Source organism: uncultured Roseobacter sp., assembly GCF_947488185.1.
In the GTDB taxonomy this organism is placed as follows: Bacteria; Pseudomonadota; Alphaproteobacteria; order Rhodobacterales; family Rhodobacteraceae; genus Roseobacter.
Genome location: NZ_CANKYM010000007.1, coordinates 47,589 through 66,656, shown reverse-complemented (window position 1 = coordinate 66,656; position 19,068 = coordinate 47,589). Strand labels below are relative to the sequence as shown.

Here is a 19,068-nt window from a genome sequence, read left to right as displayed (position 1 = left end):
CATACGAAGCACCAACAACCGCTAAAAAAATGGCGAACGACAGCGCCGCTCGCCAAGGTAAGTTATATGTCGATCCGCTCTGCAATACTCAGAGCATCTTCTAGTTCGACACCTAGGCACCGAACGGTGCTGTCGACCCTAGTGCGACCTAGCAGCAGTTGGACGGCACGTAGATTACCGGTCTTCCGATAGATTTCCGCTGCCTTTGTCCGGCGCAATGAGTGCGTGCCATATCCACTTGGCTCTAACCCAATGGAAGTCACCCAATCGCGTACAATCCGACCGTACTGGCGCGTCGATATGTGTGGCCGATCGTGAAAGCGACTTGGGAACAAGAAAGGGCCCGCGAACACCTCTGGGGATTTGACCTAGGCCAAAATAGTTTCACGCGTGTTTTCCGTCAGTTCGAATTGAACAGGTCGCTTGGTCTTACTTTGGACCACTGTAACTCGTTCCCTCACTCGGTCTTCCTTCACGAGGTTGCTAACCGTCAGTCGGACCAAATCGCAGCCACGCAATTTGCTATCGATGGCGACGTTTAACAAGGCAAGGTCTCGTAGATTACCAGCGAGCTCTAGACGTGTCCGAATGGCCCAGACTTGCTTCGGTAACAGCGGCCGCTTTTGACCGATGATGCGCCCCTTGTTCCAGGCTCTGTGTTTTGGCGTGACAGCGGGAAGTTGGACTCTTGGCATTATTCATACCCTCCAATCCTCCCCCCGTACCCAGTCATCAGCACAGCGCTGACGGCAAGAACATAGCATATCTTGAACGGCCGCTTCCCTTGCAGTTGAACATTGCTCTCCATAGTGCATATGCGGAAATTTTGTTGCTGCGCGCGCACGCAGCGAGAATTCCGAATTCACAGGTTGGGCTCTTTCCGAACCTTCGCCGCAACAAGGGCCAAGGTCGGCATGCGAGACATATATCTTTGTCATCAATTGAGATTGCCGCTGACAGAAACAACCGATCTTGGCCCATCAATGCTGCCGCTCGCACAGCTCGTGGTCGGCCAAGGATGTTAGCACGTAGCAGTCCTCTGACACGCCTTCGCCATCACACCCTTTGGTGATACGGAGTAACTCCTTCTCCAGCGCACGGAGCCTTCTGATCTTCGCCCGGACATCCGAGAGTTGCGCGGCCGCGATATCGGTTGCCGCCTGGCAGGACCGGTCAGGGTGATCCTGAAGCTCGATCAGCGACGAGATCGCTTCAATCGAAAACCCGAGGTCCCGTGCGTGCCTGATGAAGTTCAATCGTTGCAGGCCCGCCCGATCGTATCGTCTCTGGTTGCCTTCAGTGCGCTCTGGCGCGGTCAGCAGGCCGACAGTCTCATAGTAGCGGATGGTCGGAACCTTGACCTTGGTGCGTCGTGAAAGCTCGCCGATCGAGAACATGAAAATACTCCTTGAACCTCTAGTCGCTAGAGACATTATGCTGTTCGGGACAACGTATCCAGAGGCTTGCCATGTCCTGTGACCATCTCTCCGCAACATCGCTTCTCGATTTCAGGGCGCAGTCTGTTCAAGGGCTGATTGCCGAGCGTGGCTGGTCTGCCCTCGCGACCTATGACCGGGTCGGGGCCGTCTATGATTTTGTCCGCAACGAAATCCTGTTTGGCTACAATCGCGCCGATGACATTCCGGCATCCGAGGTGCTGTCTGACGGGTATGGGCAGTGCAACACGAAGGGCACGCTGCTGATGGCGCTCCTGCGCGCACTCGGAGTCCCGTGTCGGCTTCACGGCTTTACGATCCACAAGGGCCTTCAGCGCGGCGTGGTGCCCGAGCTTGTCTATCCCATCGCGCCTTTGGAAATCCTGCACTCCTGGGTGGAGGTCGAAATGGATGGACGTTGGATCGACCTTGAGGGGTTCATCCTGGACAGCCGGTTTCTGTCAGCTTTGCTGACCGCCTTCGATGGACGGGAAAGCCTGTGTGGCTACGGTGTCGGCACGGATTGCTTAAGCGCGCCGCCGGTCGAATGGAAGGGCGACGGCACCTACATCCAAAAGTCTGGGATCGTTCAGGATTTTGGCCTCTTTGAGACCCCTGACGACTTCTACGAAACACATGCCCAGGAGTTCGGTTGGGTTCGGAGCTTCCTCTATCGAAACATCATTCGTCATTGGATGAACCGTCGAGTTCGAGCATTTCGTTCGGGTCGCTTGAAGCCACGAGCAGTTTTAACACGTTCGCATGGGGGTTCACCCAATGCCGCATGACCACGTCCACATAGACCCCGAGGCTGGCGACCGGAGGGTGTTCGCGGCGATTGCCGTCAATCTTGGACTGACGGTCGCGCAGATCATTGGCGGGATCGTCTCCGGCTCTCTCGCACTGATCGCCGATGCGCTGCACAACTTCTCCGACGCGATCTCGCTCATCATCGCCTTTGCGGCCCGCAAGATCGCACGGCGACCGAGGGATGCGGATATGACCTTCGGTTACGGCCGGGTGGAGGTGGTTGCAGCGCTCATCAACTACACGACCCTGATCCTGATCGGTCTCTACCTGCTTTACGAGGCGGCGATGCGCTTTGTCGATCCGCAGCCTGTCGAGGGATGGCTGATCGTCATCATCGCGGGAATCGCGCTGATCGTGGACGCGGCCACCGCACTGCTGACTTATCGCATGTCCAAATCCAGCGTGAACATACGCGCGGCGTTCCTGCACAACGTCGCAGACGCGCTTGGCTCCATCGCCGTGATCCTCGCCGGAACACTGATCCTGCTCTACGACTGGCGGCTGATCGACCCTATCGTGACGGTCATGATTGCGGGCTATATCCTCTGGCAATCCTTCCGGGAGATCGGCCCGGTCATCCGCATCCTGATGCTCGGATCGCCGCCAGATATCGAGACGCGCGGCGTTCTCGACGCCGTGCGCGGGGTGCCCGGCGTGACCGGCATCCACCACGCGCATTTCTGGCAGATGGACGAGCATTGCGCCGCGCTCGACGCGCATGTGGTGATCGAGGAGGGCCGCTGGAATGACGCCGACGCGATCAAGGAGCGGATCAAGTCCGTCCTCTCCGACAGGTTCGACATCGAGCACACGACGTTGGAGCTTGAATGTGCGCGACACGCCTGTGGCGACCCCTCCGAGTTCGGCGGGCGCGGGCATGGTGAGGCGATCTCATGAACACGCCCGGAACCAGTGAGCAGAACGCGCCGATCCGGATGCGGGTGCAGGGAATGGATTGTGCGCAGGACGCGGCCGAGATCGAGCGCGCTGCGCGGTCGGCTGGCGTCGCGGCGGAGAACGTCAAGGTCTCGGCGGCAACCCACATAATGACGCTGCGCATCGCGGAAAACGATCTTCCGCAGGTGCGTCCGGCCCTGGAGGCGACAGGCTACGGATTCGAACGGATTGAGGGCGACGACGCCTCGACCGATATAGCCCACCAAGACCCGTCCTACCGTCGGGCGCTCTGGATCGTGGTTGCGCTGAATCTCGGATACGGCGTTGTGGAAATGGCGGGCGGCTTCCTGTCCGGCTCGCAGGCGCTGAAGGCGGATGCCCTCGATTTCCTCGGCGATGGGGCGATCACGTTTCTCGGCTTGCTCGCCATTGGCTGGAGCCTGACGTGGCGCGCCCGGTCCGCCATGATCCAGGGCGTGTTCCTTGGCCTTCTGGGACTTGGGGTCGTTGCCAGCACGTTCTGGCGCGTCCTGAACCAGGCCACGCCCGAGGCGGGCCTGATGGGTGCCTTCGCCGTGGGTGCGCTGATCGTCAATATCCTCGCCGTTCTGCCGCTTCTGAAGCACCGGAAGGGAGACGCCAACATGCGGGCGGTCTGGCTGTTCTCGCGCAACGACGCCATCGGCAACGTCGCTGTGGTGATCGCGGCCGGACTTGTCGCCTGGTTCGGCAGTGGCTGGCCGGACCTGATCGTCGCCTTCGGTATCGCGGCGCTGTTCCTGCACTCGTCCTGGGCAATTATTCGCGACGCGCGGGCTGATTTGCGAGAGCAGCCGGTGCCGGACCAATAACGCCATGTCATCAATGTCGAGGTCAGTCAGAGCCTGAGAGGGCACAAAAGCGATGCACGAATCTACCTCGTTAGGCTGAAGCCGAAGAAGACGAGCCCGCCTTTTGCGACAAGGCCAGATCCGTTGGAGTTCTGCTGCGGTCTGTCCTTCGGCAGTGACGCATCTTAAAGCTGCGTCTCTGCCGCACTTCCATCTTGGCATGTCGCGCCACGAAGGGGACCGGTCGATCGCCTCGCGTTTTCTTCCAGATGCAATCTCCGGGACCTGGCCCGACTGACGGTCGCGCGCGCCGCTTGCTCTCTTCAAGCGGAACTTTCCCCTGTCCGCTGACGCGGCCATTCCTCGCGCAGCAAAGTTCCGCCTGACAGCCTGTCCGGACGGTCCCGGTCTCTTCTTGCATCGAAAACGAGAGGAGATCGACATGACCCGCTACTACACCGTCACCACACCCGACGAAGGAAAGGACGGCAAGACCCGTTTCCACAAGATCGGCGTTGCCTTCCCCCAGAAGCCCGACGCGAAATCCTTCCTCACCATCCAGCTCTTCGCCACGCCCGTGACCGGCCAGCTCGTTCTTTTCGAGCCGAAGCCAGACGGGCAGGGCGATGCCCCGGACCTCGTCGAATGAGCTGTCCTCCGGGACGGTGTCTGCCGTCCCGGCCTTTTTCACACCGACATCCAGGAGACACCTTATGGACCTTCTGCCACAATCCATCCTCGACCAGCTCGCTGCGAACGGGCGCACCAACCAGGACCGCATTGAAGCAGGCGAAGACACCCTCGACTTCGAACCTGTCGTGAAACTCTTCACCCCCGATGCCGGGGCGACCTGGCTGCTTTCCGAAACCGATCCGGAAGACCCGGATATCGCGCACGGCCTCTGCGACCTGGGGCTTGGCTTTCCCGAGATCGGCTCGGTCCGCCTCAGCGAAATTCGAGCCGTCCGCGGTCGTCTCGGATTGCCCGTCGAACGGGATCTGCACTTCAAGGCCGATGGCACCCTCAGCGCCTATGCCGAGCGCGCCCGCAAAGCCGGAGGGATCGTCGCATGAGCACCAATATCCGAAGAGATCACGTCAGCGCCTTCGAGGCGCTGACATCCGGTCGTTTCGAGAACTTCGCGCTCTTCTCCTGTTTCGTGGACGGTGCGCCGGCCTCGGCTATCGTCGCAGTAACAGCACCTGAAGACGCAGGCGGCGAATATGTCATCACGCCGCTTTTCGTCAGTGTGACCGACACGATGGTGGTCACTGACCACGGGGGAAGACCGGCCTGACATTGTCTTGCGGGCCGCTCCGGTGACCCGCCAAGCATCAGCGCGACACGCCGGACTTTTTCCTGAATAGACGCGTGTCGCCAGCAATTCTTCTTCCCGCAGTGGTCCCGCATCGATGGCGCCTCGGTGCAGTTGCTTCACTCTTGTGCTCAGCATGAGTGCGGGCTTCGGGCCATGCTAGACTGATCCCGACGACTCGGCAGCATTTTGCGCAGTGACACGATGTGCAAAAAGACAAATTGCGCAGATTCACGCATTGATGTATCCCTGAGGATGAAATGAGAGGGACGTTGGCAGGATACGCCAAATGTCTGCGACTTTTGTCCGAGGGGTCTGAGACGTGAAACCGGGACGCCCAAAACGCCTAAAGCTCGAAGAGCGGATCGAACTCGCGCGGCGCTATCATGCCGGGGAGACGCCGAAGGTTCTGGCAGAGGCCTACGGTGTATCGCGACGGCACGTGACCCGGCTGGCCAAGGAGGAGCGGGGCGAAGGACAGGAGGTTCGAGACCCTTCGGTCACGGTGAGTTTCCGCGCGGCGACCTCTGAAATGGCCGCCTTCGATGCGGCTTGGCTGGCCCGCGGCTTTACGAGCCGCAGCCAGGCCTTGCAGGCGGTTGTGCGGGCCCGGTGTGGGCTGCTCGATCTGATGCGAGACGATCTCCGGGCGTTCTCGGAGACGTTGCAGCAGGCACAAGACGTTGCAGACAGCGGCCGTGTTCTGGCGAAGGCGGTGCAACGCGGAAAGCTGACGCTGTCGCCGGAGAACCGTGCAACGCTTGTCGCGCTACATGATCTTGCGCAGCGCACCTATCGCGATCTGGCCGCACTGAAAGCGTCGGCCTGTCGGCGGCGGGGCGTGGGGTGGAACGCGGCGGATCCCGAGGCTTCAGACCCGCATGAGAAGTTGGTGGACCATGTCTGAGCCGCTCGCCCTCTATCACGCCGTCATGGGCAAGCTCTGGGAGACGGAGCGCATCCAGGGTCAGCGTCAGGCGCGCATAGACGCGCGGCTGGCAGGGCGGCGGCAGGGTCGCAGTTACCAGCGCGTGGGCCGGGCCTCGGCGCGCAATCTGCTGAAGTCAGTTGTGCCGGAGAGTCGCGCCGCGGTCTTCAAGCGGATCAGGGCAGGGGGGTGCAAGACGAAGCAGAGCCTTGGCAACCAGCTGTCTTATGTGAACGACAAGGCGGTCTACACCTACGCAACGATGACCAACCCGCTGACGGCTGAGGCCGTGCTGACCGAGGCGCAGAAGGCGGAGATTGTGGAGGCCTGGGCGCAATCCTGGCGGGGCACAACGAAGCTCGGGTTTACCTCGCATATGCTGCTGTCGTTTCCGACCGACGTCACGGTAGATCAGGTGCGAGAGATCACACTCGACTGGGCCGAGCATTTCTTCGAAAGCGGAGATTACGGCGATCAGTGGGATTACGTGCTCTCGGTGCATGATGACCGGGCGCACAAGCACGTGCATATCCTGCTGAACAACCGGGGCCTCGCCAACGGCACTTGGTTCTCCTGTTGGGCGGAGGGCGTGATGTCGCCGCAGCTGATGCGGGAAAAGCAGGCGGAGATCGCCGAACGCTACGGTGTCATACTTGAGGCCACGACCCGGCTCGAGCGCGGCATCTTCGAGAAGGCCCCAGGTATCGCAGAGATCTACCGGGCAAAGGACGGGGCGCGCCTGCCGTGCGAGATCGCGCTGTCGCCCGAAGAACGCGCCATCGCCAAGGCGCAGGTTGTGGGCTTTGCCAAGGACTACCGCAATCTTGCCGATGTGCTGGATCGCATGGATCACAAACACCTGGCCTATGCCATGCGCCGCATGGCGGCTTCAATCGGCTCGGACACGCCGTACAGATTTACCGCAGGAGAGATCGATATGGAGACCATTCGAACGGTCGGTGAGGCCATCGACTATGCCGAGAAAACCATCGAAGCGCTAAGACTCAAGGCAGAAGAACTTGATGCCACCGAACGCCCGGGATTTGAGACCAAGGCGGCGGGTGTCGTTCGTGATCTCTCGCAGATGGTGCCGGATCCTGATTTCCGCGCCCGGTTCGGGCGCGACTTGACCGAACCCTATCCGCCAGGCGCAGGAGATGCACGTTTGAGTGCGGCACTCGCGTCGGGCAAAGACCCTGTCCTCGAGGCCCTGAAGGTGGATGCCGCAAGGGCCGGTCTCGATCCGCAAGAGATGGCTGCCCGGATCGAAGCCGGTGGGACGACGAACTATGGGCTTGCTCAGGATTGGGTGGACCGCGACATGGCGGCGGTTCTGGCCAAGGATGGCATCGATCTCGCGCAGGCCAGCGACGATCAACAAGATCGCGCGTTGGAAACAGTCGATCGGTTCATGGACCGATTGCTGGAGCGCGCGCAGGAGCTCGGCATAGCGACGGGTCTGTCACGCGCATCGGACCACTTGCAGGTGATCGATGACGAGGACCGTGGGCCAAACCCGTATCTGCAGGACCTCGCGGACATGCTGCGTGACGGCACCCTCTCGGAAGCTCAGGAAGAGACTGTGGAACGCACGCTGAAGGCCGAACTCTTCAAGGAGCTGGGCGAGGAGGGACTTGGGGAGCTGCGGCGCGGCAATTACGAGGTGCTGGCAGAGGTGCTTCCCAACCGGATCGATCAGATCACGGTCACGCAGGAATTCCTCGAGCTGACGCATGAGGAGACCGGTGATCAGGTCTTTACCGACCGTGCCGCCGCCTTGCAGCAGGACAAGGTCGAGGCGTTGGCCCGCGACACCCATCTCGAGATGCAGCGGGGCAGGGAGCTATCGCGCGATCTCGAAGAGGAGATCAGCTTCTGATGAGCACCCGGCTTCCTCTCTGGGCTGCCGTGCCAGTGGGTACCCTCTGCGGAACCGCCCTCGGCACGATCGCGGCGAGCTTCTATCTCGCACTGGCGTTGAGAACGGGTTTTGCCGAGTTTGACATGTTTGCCGTCTGGACGGCGAGCGCGGGTCTGCGCGCCGCGCATCCCGAGGCGTTCAAGGTCGCGTTTGGGGCCGTCGGTTTCGGGGCCATTGGACTGGCGGTTCTGGCTTTCAGCTGGACCTGGGCGCAGGACCGGGATGATTACGGGTCCGCACATTGGCAGACCAGACGTGAGCTCAAGGCGAACGGCATGCTCCAGACACCGGGACCCGGGTTTGTCTGCGGCAAGCTGGGAAAGCCCGCGTCAAAGGCGCCCTACATCTCTGCGAGCGACATTCCGCATGTAATGATGGTGGCTCCGACCCGGGCCGGCAAGGGCGTGGGCTTCGTGATCCCGAACCTTTTGTCTTTCGCAGGTTCGGTTGTGGTTCTGGATGTGAAAGGCGAGAATTTCGAGAAGACAGCGCGGCTCAGGGCGCTCAACGGCGATGAGGTCTTTCGCTTCAGCCCGTTCGATTGGGCGAACAGTTCGCATCGCTACAACCCGCTCGCGCGGATCGCGGCCGCCCCCAGTTTCGCCCAGCAGTTCACAGAAGTCTCGATCCTGGCGGACCTCTTCCTCGACAAGGACAACAAGACACTCGACACCTTCTCTGAGGCAGGCAAATCGATATTCGTCGCGGCTTGCCTTCTGGCGATCCAGCGCGGCAGGCCGACACTGGGCGAGGTCAACAAGATCGTGACCGGTGGGGACTACAAGAACGCACAGTACAGTGCGTATGCGGACGAGGCGAAGGAAGCGACGGTGCGCGAGCTTTGGATCAACGCGGCCAGCGCGTCATCGCGGCTGCTGACGTCCAACATACAGGCTTTGATGACGGCCGGTCTGAAGCAGTGGGACAACCCGGCGGTTCGGACGGCAACCGATGCAAGCGACTTCGAGTTCGCGAACTTCAGGAAAAAACCGCATGCGCTCTACATCGTGGTGTCGGAAGATCACATCGCGACGCTGGCACCGCTCCTGCGGCTCATGTTCGCGGATCTCATTGCCAGTTTGCGGCAGAACGAGCCGGGTCCCGACGAGCCCTGGCCGGTCATGATGATGATCGACGAGTTCCAGCAAATGGGCGCGATGCCTTATCTCGAGCGGGCGATCCATTCGCTCGCCGCCTATGGCGGGCGTGTCGCGATGATTGCGCAGTCACTGGCCTCGCTCGATCGCATCTACGGACCCGAAGGGCGCGAAAGCCTTGAGAACGGGGCGGGGCTCAAGCTCTACATAACCCCCCGCGACCAGCGTACTGTGCGCGAGGTCTCGGCGGCCGTCGGCAGTACCACGCGGGAGGCGGTGACCCGCATGTATGGTCGCAACAAGGGCATTTTGGGCGCGACCTCAACGACTTCACGTCTGGAGGAACGTCCACTCCTCTCCGAGACCGAGGCGCGCACCATGGATCCTGATGAGGTGATCATCCTAGCCTCACCGCAGCACCCGATCCGCGCACAGCGCATCAAATACTTCGAGGATTCCTTTTTCATCAATCAGGCGGATCGCCAGGCGGGACGCGACTTCCCCTATCCCCCACGTGTTGATGGCGTAGGGCCCTGGTTCGAAGAACCGAAACCCGCTCCTCCGACATCGCATCCTGCCTCTGTCGAATCCACTGCAACAAGCGAGCGTGCACGCCGACGGCAATCGCGATCCATGCAGACGCAAATGAATGAAACCACTGCAGGAGAGCTGCGTCCGGAAATCTTGGATCGGGAGGACCCGGTCCCAGAAAAGTGGGAGCAAGTCTTCCGCGAGCAAGGTGACTTCATCGACGCGCTGCTTGGGGATGGGCAATAGGGCGGAAACCGGTCATTCGCTGCAACTGCAGAGCAATTTTACCAACGGCATAGAAGCGGACGTTTGCTACCCGAGATCGCCTGCATCAGTAGCTTGCAGATTGCGATGGTGCTAGCTTTTCTCTCATGCCACGACCTACAATATTCGCACTGTTTATCAGGGCTCTATCATTATGCGACTTGCACACATTTCAATTTCAGATTTTCGAGGCATCAAATCACTTGAATGGTCGCCGTCACCAAATGTGAATTGTCTGATTGGTCCGGGTGACTCCTGCAAGACAACGGTCTTGGACGCCATCGAGATCGGCCTAAACCCACGCTTTGGCTACACCGGAAGTGATCCTGATCTATTTGGTTGCGATCCAACAAGCAAACCTGAGATTTGCTTGACGCTTGTTGATCTTCCGGAGGAGTTAATCGTGGATCACAAATACGGGCTTTTTTTGCGCGGTTGGAGTGAGGCAGACAAAAAAATTAACGATGAAAAAGCAGAAGGAGATCTTGCGGCGTTGACAGTGAAAGCGTTGCTTGATCCCGAATCCCTTGAATGGAGATGGGAGGTTTTCAACGAACGTCTTGAAGGTGAGCCGCCGCGTTTTGGCTTCAAGGACGCGAAGTTGATCGCACCTAACCGGCTTGGGGAATACGCGGACCGCCATTTGACATGGGGTAGAAACTCCGTGCTCGCCAGGCTTGAGAAAGGGCCGAACGCGTCTGAGTTGCTGGCCAGTTCAGTAAGGCAGGCAAAGGCATCATTCGCTGCCGGAGATCGTAGTTCGTTCGATGATGTTGTTAAGCTGACAGAGAAGGTTAGTGCGGATTTTCTGGTTCCCAAGACCCAAGGTTACGAAGCCCAATTGGATATCCATTCAGGTATGCTGGCTTCAGGCGCAGTTTCTCTGCATGACGGCAGCATGCCGCTGAGGACCCTCGGTAGCGGATCGTCGCGCCTCATGGTGGCTGGTGTCCAAAATTCAGGCCCAACTCAAAATATCACTCTCGTGGATGAGCTCGAACTCGGGCTGGAACCTCATCGCATAATGCGCTTGTTGCGTCATCTGCGCTCTGGATTTCCACAGGAAGGCGAAGCGCCGCCTATCGTGCACCAAACATTCCTGACAACCCATTCACCAGTTGTTGTTTGCGAATTGGATGTTGCAGAACTGTTTTGCGTTCGTAGCAACTCAGGCAGTGTTACCGTCAAGTGCACGCGGCCGACGGAGGGAAAAGCGGATACGGCACAACGGCACGTTCGGTCTAATCCCCATGCGTTCCTAGCTCCACGCTTGTTGATTGGTGAGGGGAGAACTGAGGTCGGATTTTGGCGCGGCCTTGACGACCATTGGTGCGCCGGTGACAAGGAGTCCTTCGCTTACCAAGGTGTCGTTGCGATTGACGGTGGCGGGAACGACAATGCCGTAAAGCTTTGTCTGCACATGCAAAGGCTTGGCTACCGCTGCTTCATTTTGCTTGACTCGGATGTTGAGGTTTCAGCAGCGACCAAACAGGAGATCAAGCACGCTGGGGGCCAAGTCGCTGAATGGTTGGATGACTGTGATATCGAACGCAGGGTCTTTCTCGACGTTCCATGGGCAACTGTACAGGCGATAGTTGATTATGCGCTCGAAGTCGTCGGCGAAGGTAGGGTTCTGAAAAACCTTTGCTTGGCTGCCCCGGAGGGGCCAGGCATTGATCGTCCGGCCTTAGACATACTCGCTGACTCAGAAGCAAATCGCAATTGGTTGGCGGCAGCCGCCACTCTCAAAGTCGAAACAAAACCAGGCGTCAAGGAAGACCGATCATGGTTCAAAGACATGACGCGCGGCGAGCAAATGGGAAAGATTGTCTTCGGTTGTCTCAATGACATTCCGGAGACCCCACTTGCCAAAACGATAAATGAAGTGAGGCAGTGGGTTGATGCCTGAGCTTTCCCAAGAGGAAGTCACGGCCATCATTCGTGCGACCAAAGCTGGCAGCGTGATCGCGGCTGCCGGATGTGGGAAAACTGAGCAAATCGTGCGGACTGTGAAAGCTATTAGCGGTGATCCGGAGATTTCGAAACGTTGCCTCATTCTTACCCATACATTTGCAGGCGTGGACGTATTGCGTAAGCGGTTACGCAAGCTAAGTGTTCCCGCGTCTTCTTATAGGCTCGATACCATCGCTAGTTGGAGCTTGCGGTTTGCGAAAAGCTATCCAAAGACCTCTGGGATCAAAACTACCAATCCAGAGAGCAACAAGGACTGGTCAGCGGTCTATCCTGCGGCGGTAAAGCTTCTCGGTTCGCACGGTATCGATGACGTGATCCTTGCCACCTACGCTTGTGTCTTCGTTGATGAGTATCAGGATTGTAGTGCAAGCCAGCATGAATTGTTCGTAGAACTCAAGCGGCTCGTGCCTGTTTGCATTTTTGGGGACCCTTTACAGTCTATCTTTGAATTTGATGGCGTCGTGGATTGGTACGAGGTAGTCGAACAGGACTTTCCCAATATCGCGAAGCTGACCACGCCCTGGCGTTGGAAGAAGGAAAATGCGAATGCAGAGCTTGGCGAGAAACTGATTGAGTTAAGATCGCAGATTGAAGCCGGAGGGCCCTTGGATTTTCGTGCTAACGAAAAAGGTGTTCAGCGCCACTGGCTACCTAATCTTCCTGGACCAAAGTCAGGGAAGGTCTCACGTATTTGCCTTGATACAATGGATTTGGAAGGCACCTTGGTGGTTGTGGCGCAATCTGCATCTGAGGCCTCGCGGGCGAAGATTGCCGAGAAACAAGCAAAGCAGATGTTTGCCGTCGTCGAACCTGTTTCGTGCAAGCCCCTCGCAAAGCATGCAAAGGCGATTGAGGAGGCAGTCGACGCTCAAAGGTTGGCCGCAGTTCTTGAGTTCGTGAAGCTATGCGTTGTTGGCCTTCGGGCCGACTTCGCAAAATCTGTTGAGGCTCACCAAAAAGGCAAACGTGCCGGTCGGAATAAGTTCGGTGATCTCATTGATATTGGTGATAGCGTTTGCCAGCCAGATGGATTGGTTCATGTGCCTGACCTTATTGAACGGCTGTTGGCCCGAGGCGACGTTTTTCCATATCGCCGCGAACTTCTCAGAATGATGCTTTCGGCGCTTCGTACATCAAGGACAACAGGAACACCTCTTTCAGAAGCAGCAGCGGATGTCGAGGCTAGGGCACGTCACTTGGGGCGCCATATCGCCCGTAGGAGTGTAGGTAGTACACTCCTTTTGAAAGGCCTGGAATTCGAGCATGTCATAATCGTTGAGTACGATGGGATGACTAAAGAGGATTGGTATGTCGCACTTACACGGGCGACGAAGTCAGTGACTGTATTGTCATCTCTACCCCAAGTCTCTTGGGGAAAATAACGATGTTTGAAGCAGTCAGTCTTGTGTCGTACAAGATCTAGTGTGACAAGGTGCGTGACAGGTGTTTTGAGAGTCTCCCGCTAAGCCATTGTAAACAAATGAGCCCTTCGCTGTAAAAAACAACACGGCTGCTTAATGTAGTTCTCTTATAAATAGCGCAGTGTGACACTATATAGCCTTCATGACGGCAGACATATCAAAATACCTTTTAGAAGGGGGCCCAAAACTTACTTCGGATATCCTTCGACACCTCGAGGAATCGGGTCTCTCACCCGAGACCGCTCGTCAAAGGCTTAGGCGCAGACCCTCTTCGATCAAGACACTTTCGGGACTGAGCTTCCCAAAAAACGCGCGGTTCTACTTTCATGAGACGCACTTCGGCACCCACCGATACTGGGACGGGCTTTACAAAGCCCTGACCGAAGGCAGCCCAACCTACGGGCCAGCAATTGCCGCTATGATCGCGAAGGGAGGAATCATTCCAAAAGACTTCTTCCCGATCATATCTGGCGCGCCACTTAAGCAAAAAAAGAAGACGGGCAGCGATGCGGTCCTTTCGCGCCTAAAGGGCATTGGGTTTCTGACCGAGCTCACGATCGGCGAGACACCTGTTGTCGCCTTCCACCACCATTCGAGCTTTCCAGTCGACTTTGACGGTTATGCCGCGCAGCTCACAGTCCAGCGCGTCCTCTTGGACGTGGTTGCCGACTGGGCTCGTAAGCTCGGAATGGTGAGCTACAACAAAGTTGCCATTCGAGAGCGCGGCCAAATGCTCCCTCAGTTTGGTACCCACGCTTTTGACCTAGTTGCGCCCAGCTACCTGACACCCATGGTGCGATACGCCGATGGCAAACCGAAGCCGGGCTTCCTCGTGGCGGATGTCTATACAGGTGAACTGAACAAAGCGACCGCCCAAGCGTTTTTGCGCAAGTGCGAAAGCTCGCGTGCCATGCGGCGGTTGCCGCCGTTCCTTCCGGTCATAATCGCCGACGGTTTCCACCCTGATGCCTTTCACGAACTGCGCGCCAACGGCATCATCGCAACAAAACCATCGGCTCTCTTTGGCCGCGACGTCGCGCGCGGTCTGGCAGGCCTGTTGGAAACCCTTCGTCACGCCAGCGCAATTGCAGCCAAAAACCCGGAAGTCATCGAGACCCTCTTCAATCAGTTGGGTCACATTGAAGGGGCAGCAAGCAATCTGCGCGGTGCGCTGTTCGAACTGATCGTTGGACATATCGCAACACTGCAAGGCTGCGGCTCAATCGATATCGGGAAAAAGGTCTTCATCGACACTGATGAGCGGTACGAAGTTGATGTGTTCTGTGTTTCTGCAGAAACTGTCCGGCTCATTGAATGCAAAGGCTACGCGCCGACGCATCAGGTGGATGCCGAAGAGCTGGAGGCTTGGGTCCGAACCAAGGCACGTCGCCTTAACAGACATTTTCGCATGCAGGAGACGCTGCAGAACCGGGCGTTCACCGTTGAGTTTTGGACATCAGGCGGTTTTACCAAGGAGGCGCTACAACTTGCCGAGGCCGTATCCAACGAGACTAAGCGCTACAGTGTCAAACTGGTGGCAGGACCGGATGTCCGCGCGCTTATCACAAAGGTGAATGCCAAGGGTTTGGGGAAAGTCTATGACGAGCACTATGCCAAACACCCGATCACCAAAGCGGAACGCAAATTCGAAGCCTTGGAAGACTTCGGTTCGGTTTTTGAAGACGAGATGTGACGCTCCATCAGCATTACACCCGGTACGTTTATGGCGTCTGGCGCGCAACGGTCATTGTGCGGGAGAAGTGAACCTTGCTGGGCGGAGCGGCGGAAGTCAGGTTTGACGGGTTGCAACGAGGCGACGAGGTCCGCGTCTGGACGGCAAGTTTGGGCCGCGTATTGTGAAAAGGAGAAACAAGTGGCGTTTAGTGACAGGTTCCTTTCGGCTGTGGGTCGATGGCAAAAAGGATGGCGAGAGGAGGCCAACCTGCGTTTGGAGATTGCCGGCGAACTAGAGTCCGCGATCGCCGAAACTGGTCTATCCGAGGATTTCCAGACCGTTAGCGAAACATGCTACCGAAAGAGGTTCTTAATCCCAAACAACCCCCAAAATGGCGGGGATTTAGGACCCTTGTTCCTAAATGGTTTCCTTTCAGAAGGCGTGGCCAGTTGGACCTCCGAGAAAAAGTTCGCACAAGAGTTTAAGGACCCAACACGCGAAGGTACGATTGCCGCCATATTCTCTCACGTCCCAGGCCCAAACGAGGTTTTGCTGAACATACGCGCCCTTTGGGAAGACCCCTCGTTTCGAACCGCTGCTAACCACTTCCTTGATCGAAAGGGAGAAAACTCTGACGCGCTTTTCCATTTCAAGTTTCGCCAAAGTGAAGTGATACTTCGTGCTGATCTAAAGTACGATGAACTCATTCATATCTGCGGTCGTAGTAGCCCTTTTGATTCGCTTTGCGAGTTGCTCGGATTGCAGTCCGATGGAGAACGAGATCGCCTTTGGAAGGAGTTTGTGGAAGCTGACATCTTTCCTAAAGAAGCATTCACTCTAACTACCGAGGGAACCCGGGCAGCAATGGATCGCGCCAAAGCGAGTTTTCTTGAGAAACATGGATCAACGATAGAGTCCGTGTTAGCTCAGCGTGGTTGAATCATTAAGGTCCGCTTTTACGGATCGCGGCGTAGCATCAGCAGCCCTTGACCAACGGAAGCAGTGGGCCGTCTTCATCGCCAAGCGATGCCCTTTGTCCTAAAAAGCCGGGTTCGCTAATACGACGACTCCGATCCTTGCGGCCAACAAACAGGAAGCTGATCGCTACCAAATGATCGTCAATCAATTCCGACCCCCTTCGCTCGCTAAATAGTGGAGGCGCGGCTCTCGAACCGAATTTTTGCCTCGGCTTTGAAATGGACCTCGTTATCAGACCTGACGATCGGAAAGATCTTTACGGTAAGTGATCCATATGACGGAGCACTCCCCAGACCGGTTTAAAAACTTTGTCATATCTATTGCGCGACACCATAAGCAGTTGAAAACCCGTTGCTACACCAGCATTGAGAACCTCTAACCATTGGCGGTCCAAACATAAGCGGACATGAACCAAATGGCGTCGAACAGATTCTTGCTGCTTGAGGCCTTTGCGTGAAATTTTGGCGGGCGTTGGATTGTCCGCCCTGTGGTCCAGCATTTCGGCTAGGCGACTGGGAGGCAAAGTTGCCCCGATTTGATGCCCTCGCGGGCTCCCCGGTAAGAGCTTCAAAGACTCGTTCACCCTTCACGATTGCCGCTCTCTCAATGTCAATGTAGTCGTGGACATTAAAATTCCGCCTCTCCAAAACTTTCCCGGGTGCTTTCATCACATATTCGCTCAGGAACTTCTGTTCCCCGCCACGTCGCTCGTATTGGACCGTGTGCTCAAGCTCATGCAGCATCCATTCCAGATCAGCCGCTCGGCGGAGGTCAATGCGTCGCGGGAAGAAGATGTTATAGTGCCATGTGATGGCCTGACCATGCAGGGTATCAATGTTTTCAGCGTAGGAAACATTGGCAAGATCAATCTCGGGGTAGTATCGTTGGGCGTCGCGGACAAGGTCAGATGGCAGCCGCTTCCACCTGCCGTCTGCGCTGTTGTAAAGATGGTTTTTGTATCTTTCTATGATTGGCCAGATTGAAGCGTACGGAATTCGCATAATCTGGTCTTCCGTGCATTGCACCACATCTTCCACGCATCGTTGGAGACTACCTGGAAGGTTAGAGAGCTCGTTCGCTCCGTGCTCCAAGTGCTCGTGCAGTGGCCTACCTGTCAAATCTTTAATTGGGTCCCAAGCATTAGATGGCGCAGCAAAAATCAAAAGTGTGAAGAAACTTAGCAGTAAGACTTTGGGCATCTGACGATTCTCCCAATCTATAAAGTTCCATGGTACAACAATCGTAGGATGATTTGAACCTGTGCCGAGGGGACTAGAGTTGCTCTGACCGAGGGAAAAACTGGTTCACCCCGTTCTTCATCTCATTTTCCAGAACATTGCCCATTCTGATCCGGCCACGTTTTTCGTCGCGAACGAGATGCAAAGGCGACAAGGGCGCGTTCACTTCCTCTTCCCTGATCGCCCGTCGCCAATGAAAGTATCGATGGGCACTCTGCGTTTCGGTTGGCAAGCAGGTCAGCGGTCTGTGAACTCGACCTGTCCTAGTCGCCGTACTTGCGGCGAAAGTCCTGTGTGGATGTCTCCTGCATAGCAAGACATTTTTTGAGCTGATACGAGCGTCTGTCAGATGCAGTCGTGTGTCCGGCCTGTTTGCGCAGCACACATGGCTGCTGGCCCTGATGGTTTCCGCTGACCAAGTCCCAAACCGCAATACGGACAACCTCGTGTCCCTGACATTCGACGGGGTGTCTTGGTTGGCGGGCTGACATGGCTCCATCATCTCAATGGTCTTGCGTCTCTTATGTTCCTTTTGTCCGTTTATGCTGCGTGGCTTTGGTAGCGTTCTTTTCGTGTCAGGACGGCCCAAACGATCCGAGCGGTTTTGTTGGCCATGGCCACGGTTGCTAACCTTGGAGCCTTTCGCTCCAACAGGGCGATTGCCCATGGATCGGCGAGGTCCGGATTATCCTTCATGTGTCTCAGTCGTGCCGTCATGCCTGCCACCAATAGGCGTCTGACGTATCTGTCTCCCATTTTTGAGATGCGCCCGAGGCGTTCCTTGCCGCCGCTGGATCTGTTGATAGGCGTCAGTCCCAGCCAAGCAGCAAACTCTCGTCCATTGCGGAACTGATGCCCGTTGCCCGCGGTCGCGACAATCGCCGAGGCGGTTACGGGGCCAACACCGGGAATGGTTCGCAATAGCATGACCTGGCGGTCTCTTCGACCTTCAAGGAGGATGCGTTTGTCGTACCAGAGAATACGCAAGTGCAGAGCAACCATCTGGTTGCACAGGTTCGTCAACACATCGATGGCGACATCGGGAATGCTCGGGAGGTCGCCGTCCAGCACCGCCTTTGCAAACTTCACGGCTCGACCAATTCCCTGAGCAATCACAATCCCGAATTCGGCTAACAGCCCGCGCAACATGTTGCTGAGCTGGGTCCGCTGCCGCACAACCATGTCTCGGGCGCGGTGGAGGAACAGGACACCTTGCTGTTCCTCAGTCTTGATCGCGACAAAGCGCATCGTAGGGCGCGTGACGGCTTCACAGATCGCCTCTGCATCGATCGCGTCAGACTTTCCACGTTTGACATAGGCCTTCACATACATGGCAGGCATCAGCCGGACTTCATGGCCCAGCTTCTGGAATTGCCGCGCCCAGTGGTGGCTCGATCCACAGGCTTCTATACCAATGAGGCACGGCTCAAGGTTCTTGAAGAAGTCCAACAGCTGTGCGCGCCTGAGTGATTTATTGAACGCGACGGTTCCGTCCGCTGAGATCCCGTGTACCTGAAAGATGTTCTTGGCCAAATCTAGGCCGACTGTTGTAACCTGCATTGGGTGGCTCCTTTCCTAGCAGTGATAGACAACTGCAGTATGGCGCATTACGACGCCGGGGGAGCAGGAGCCATCCACCCCATCCGCAATGCGGACTGCGGTCGCAGCATCAAAGTTGAGTTTTCAACGTCTCCTATGGGCCGCATCTTTCCAGTTCGTAGACTTAAAAATTTTGCTCTCGCCGCGAATGGCC

General features: G+C 57.2%; 16 protein-coding genes and 1 pseudogene. 13 read left to right on the top strand and 4 right to left on the bottom strand.

Features of this window, described 5'->3' with window-relative positions; genetic code table 11:
- Positions 1 to 62: 62 nt before the first annotated feature.
- Both Q1A52_RS21365 and Q1A52_RS21360 read right to left on the bottom strand, forming a co-directional pair.
- Positions 63 to 695, bottom strand: a pseudogene (locus Q1A52_RS21365) (tyrosine-type recombinase/integrase).
- 285 nt (positions 696 to 980) lie between these two features.
- On the bottom strand, positions 981 to 1,397 hold the full coding sequence (locus Q1A52_RS21360) for a helix-turn-helix domain-containing protein (protein WP_300019790.1): 417 nt from the start codon (positions 1,395 to 1,397) through the stop codon (positions 981 to 983).
- A 71-nt stretch (positions 1,398 to 1,468) separates the two neighbouring features.
- Between Q1A52_RS21360 and Q1A52_RS21355 the strand changes: the two genes are divergently transcribed.
- The 13 genes from Q1A52_RS21355 to Q1A52_RS21295 all read left to right on the top strand — a co-directional run bounded on the left by Q1A52_RS21355 (position 1,469) and on the right by Q1A52_RS21295 (position 16,038).
- Entirely contained in the window at positions 1,469 to 2,224 is a 756-nt protein-coding gene (locus tag Q1A52_RS21355) for a transglutaminase family protein (RefSeq protein ID WP_300019789.1), read from the top strand.
- Entirely contained in the window at positions 2,214 to 3,143 is a 930-nt protein-coding gene (locus Q1A52_RS21350) for a cation diffusion facilitator family transporter (RefSeq protein ID WP_300019828.1), read from the top strand. The genes Q1A52_RS21355 and Q1A52_RS21350 overlap by 11 nt, the downstream gene beginning before the upstream one ends.
- Positions 3,140 to 3,994 (top strand): cation diffusion facilitator family transporter, encoded by an 855-nt coding sequence (locus tag Q1A52_RS21345; RefSeq protein ID WP_300019788.1) that lies wholly within the window; start codon positions 3,140 to 3,142, stop codon positions 3,992 to 3,994. The genes Q1A52_RS21350 and Q1A52_RS21345 overlap by 4 nt, the downstream gene beginning before the upstream one ends.
- A 421-nt stretch (positions 3,995 to 4,415) precedes the next feature.
- Complete coding sequence (locus tag Q1A52_RS21340) at positions 4,416 to 4,622, top strand: hypothetical protein (RefSeq protein ID WP_249994673.1); 207 nt, start codon at positions 4,416 to 4,418, stop codon at positions 4,620 to 4,622.
- A 64-nt stretch (positions 4,623 to 4,686) separates the two neighbouring features.
- A complete protein-coding gene (locus Q1A52_RS21335) occupies positions 4,687 to 5,046 on the top strand; it encodes a DUF2958 domain-containing protein (protein ID WP_227364339.1) in 360 nt (119 codons plus the stop codon).
- Positions 5,043 to 5,270 carry a hypothetical protein gene (locus tag Q1A52_RS21330; protein WP_072779902.1) on the top strand — a complete coding sequence of 76 codons (228 nt, stop codon included), beginning with the start codon at positions 5,043 to 5,045 and terminating at the stop codon, positions 5,268 to 5,270. Before Q1A52_RS21335 ends, Q1A52_RS21330 begins: the two co-directional genes overlap by 4 nt.
- Positions 5,271 to 5,610: 340 nt before the next feature.
- The gene (locus tag Q1A52_RS21325) at positions 5,611 to 6,195 is read left to right on the top strand and encodes a helix-turn-helix domain-containing protein (protein WP_300019787.1); all 585 of its coding nucleotides are present in this window, start codon (positions 5,611 to 5,613) and stop codon (positions 6,193 to 6,195) included.
- Positions 6,188 to 8,095 carry a relaxase/mobilization nuclease domain-containing protein gene (locus Q1A52_RS21320; protein ID WP_300019786.1) on the top strand — a complete coding sequence of 636 codons (1,908 nt, stop codon included), beginning with the start codon at positions 6,188 to 6,190 and terminating at the stop codon, positions 8,093 to 8,095. The genes Q1A52_RS21325 and Q1A52_RS21320 overlap by 8 nt, the downstream gene beginning before the upstream one ends.
- Positions 8,095 to 10,011 carry a type IV secretory system conjugative DNA transfer family protein gene (locus Q1A52_RS21315; RefSeq protein ID WP_300019785.1) on the top strand — a complete coding sequence of 639 codons (1,917 nt, stop codon included), beginning with the start codon at positions 8,095 to 8,097 and terminating at the stop codon, positions 10,009 to 10,011. Before Q1A52_RS21320 ends, Q1A52_RS21315 begins: the two co-directional genes overlap by 1 nt.
- A gap of 172 nt (positions 10,012 to 10,183) precedes the next feature.
- Positions 10,184 to 11,938: an ATP-dependent endonuclease gene (locus Q1A52_RS21310; protein WP_300019784.1), complete on the top strand. Its 1,755-nt coding sequence runs from the start codon at positions 10,184 to 10,186 to the stop codon at positions 11,936 to 11,938.
- Positions 11,931 to 13,385, top strand: a complete 1,455-nt coding sequence (locus Q1A52_RS21305) for a UvrD-helicase domain-containing protein (RefSeq protein WP_300019783.1) — start codon at positions 11,931 to 11,933, stop codon at positions 13,383 to 13,385. Before Q1A52_RS21310 ends, Q1A52_RS21305 begins: the two co-directional genes overlap by 8 nt.
- A gap of 181 nt (positions 13,386 to 13,566) precedes the next feature.
- Positions 13,567 to 15,117, top strand: coding sequence for a hypothetical protein (locus Q1A52_RS21300; RefSeq protein WP_300019782.1), 1,551 nt, complete (start codon positions 13,567 to 13,569; stop codon positions 15,115 to 15,117).
- A 180-nt stretch (positions 15,118 to 15,297) separates the two neighbouring features.
- Positions 15,298 to 16,038, top strand: coding sequence for a hypothetical protein (locus Q1A52_RS21295; protein ID WP_300019781.1), 741 nt, complete (start codon positions 15,298 to 15,300; stop codon positions 16,036 to 16,038).
- 356 nt (positions 16,039 to 16,394) lie between these two features.
- Here the strand turns inward: Q1A52_RS21295 and Q1A52_RS22900 are convergent, their stop codons facing one another.
- Together Q1A52_RS22900 and Q1A52_RS21285 are read right to left on the bottom strand one after the other, a co-directional pair.
- Positions 16,395 to 17,078, bottom strand: a complete 684-nt coding sequence (locus Q1A52_RS22900) for a DUF4157 domain-containing protein (RefSeq protein WP_367278083.1) — start codon at positions 17,076 to 17,078, stop codon at positions 16,395 to 16,397.
- 777 nt (positions 17,079 to 17,855) lie between these two features.
- Positions 17,856 to 18,875 carry an IS110 family transposase gene (locus tag Q1A52_RS21285; protein ID WP_300019779.1) on the bottom strand — a complete coding sequence of 340 codons (1,020 nt, stop codon included), beginning with the start codon at positions 18,873 to 18,875 and terminating at the stop codon, positions 17,856 to 17,858.
- Positions 18,876 to 19,068 lie beyond the last annotated feature (193 nt).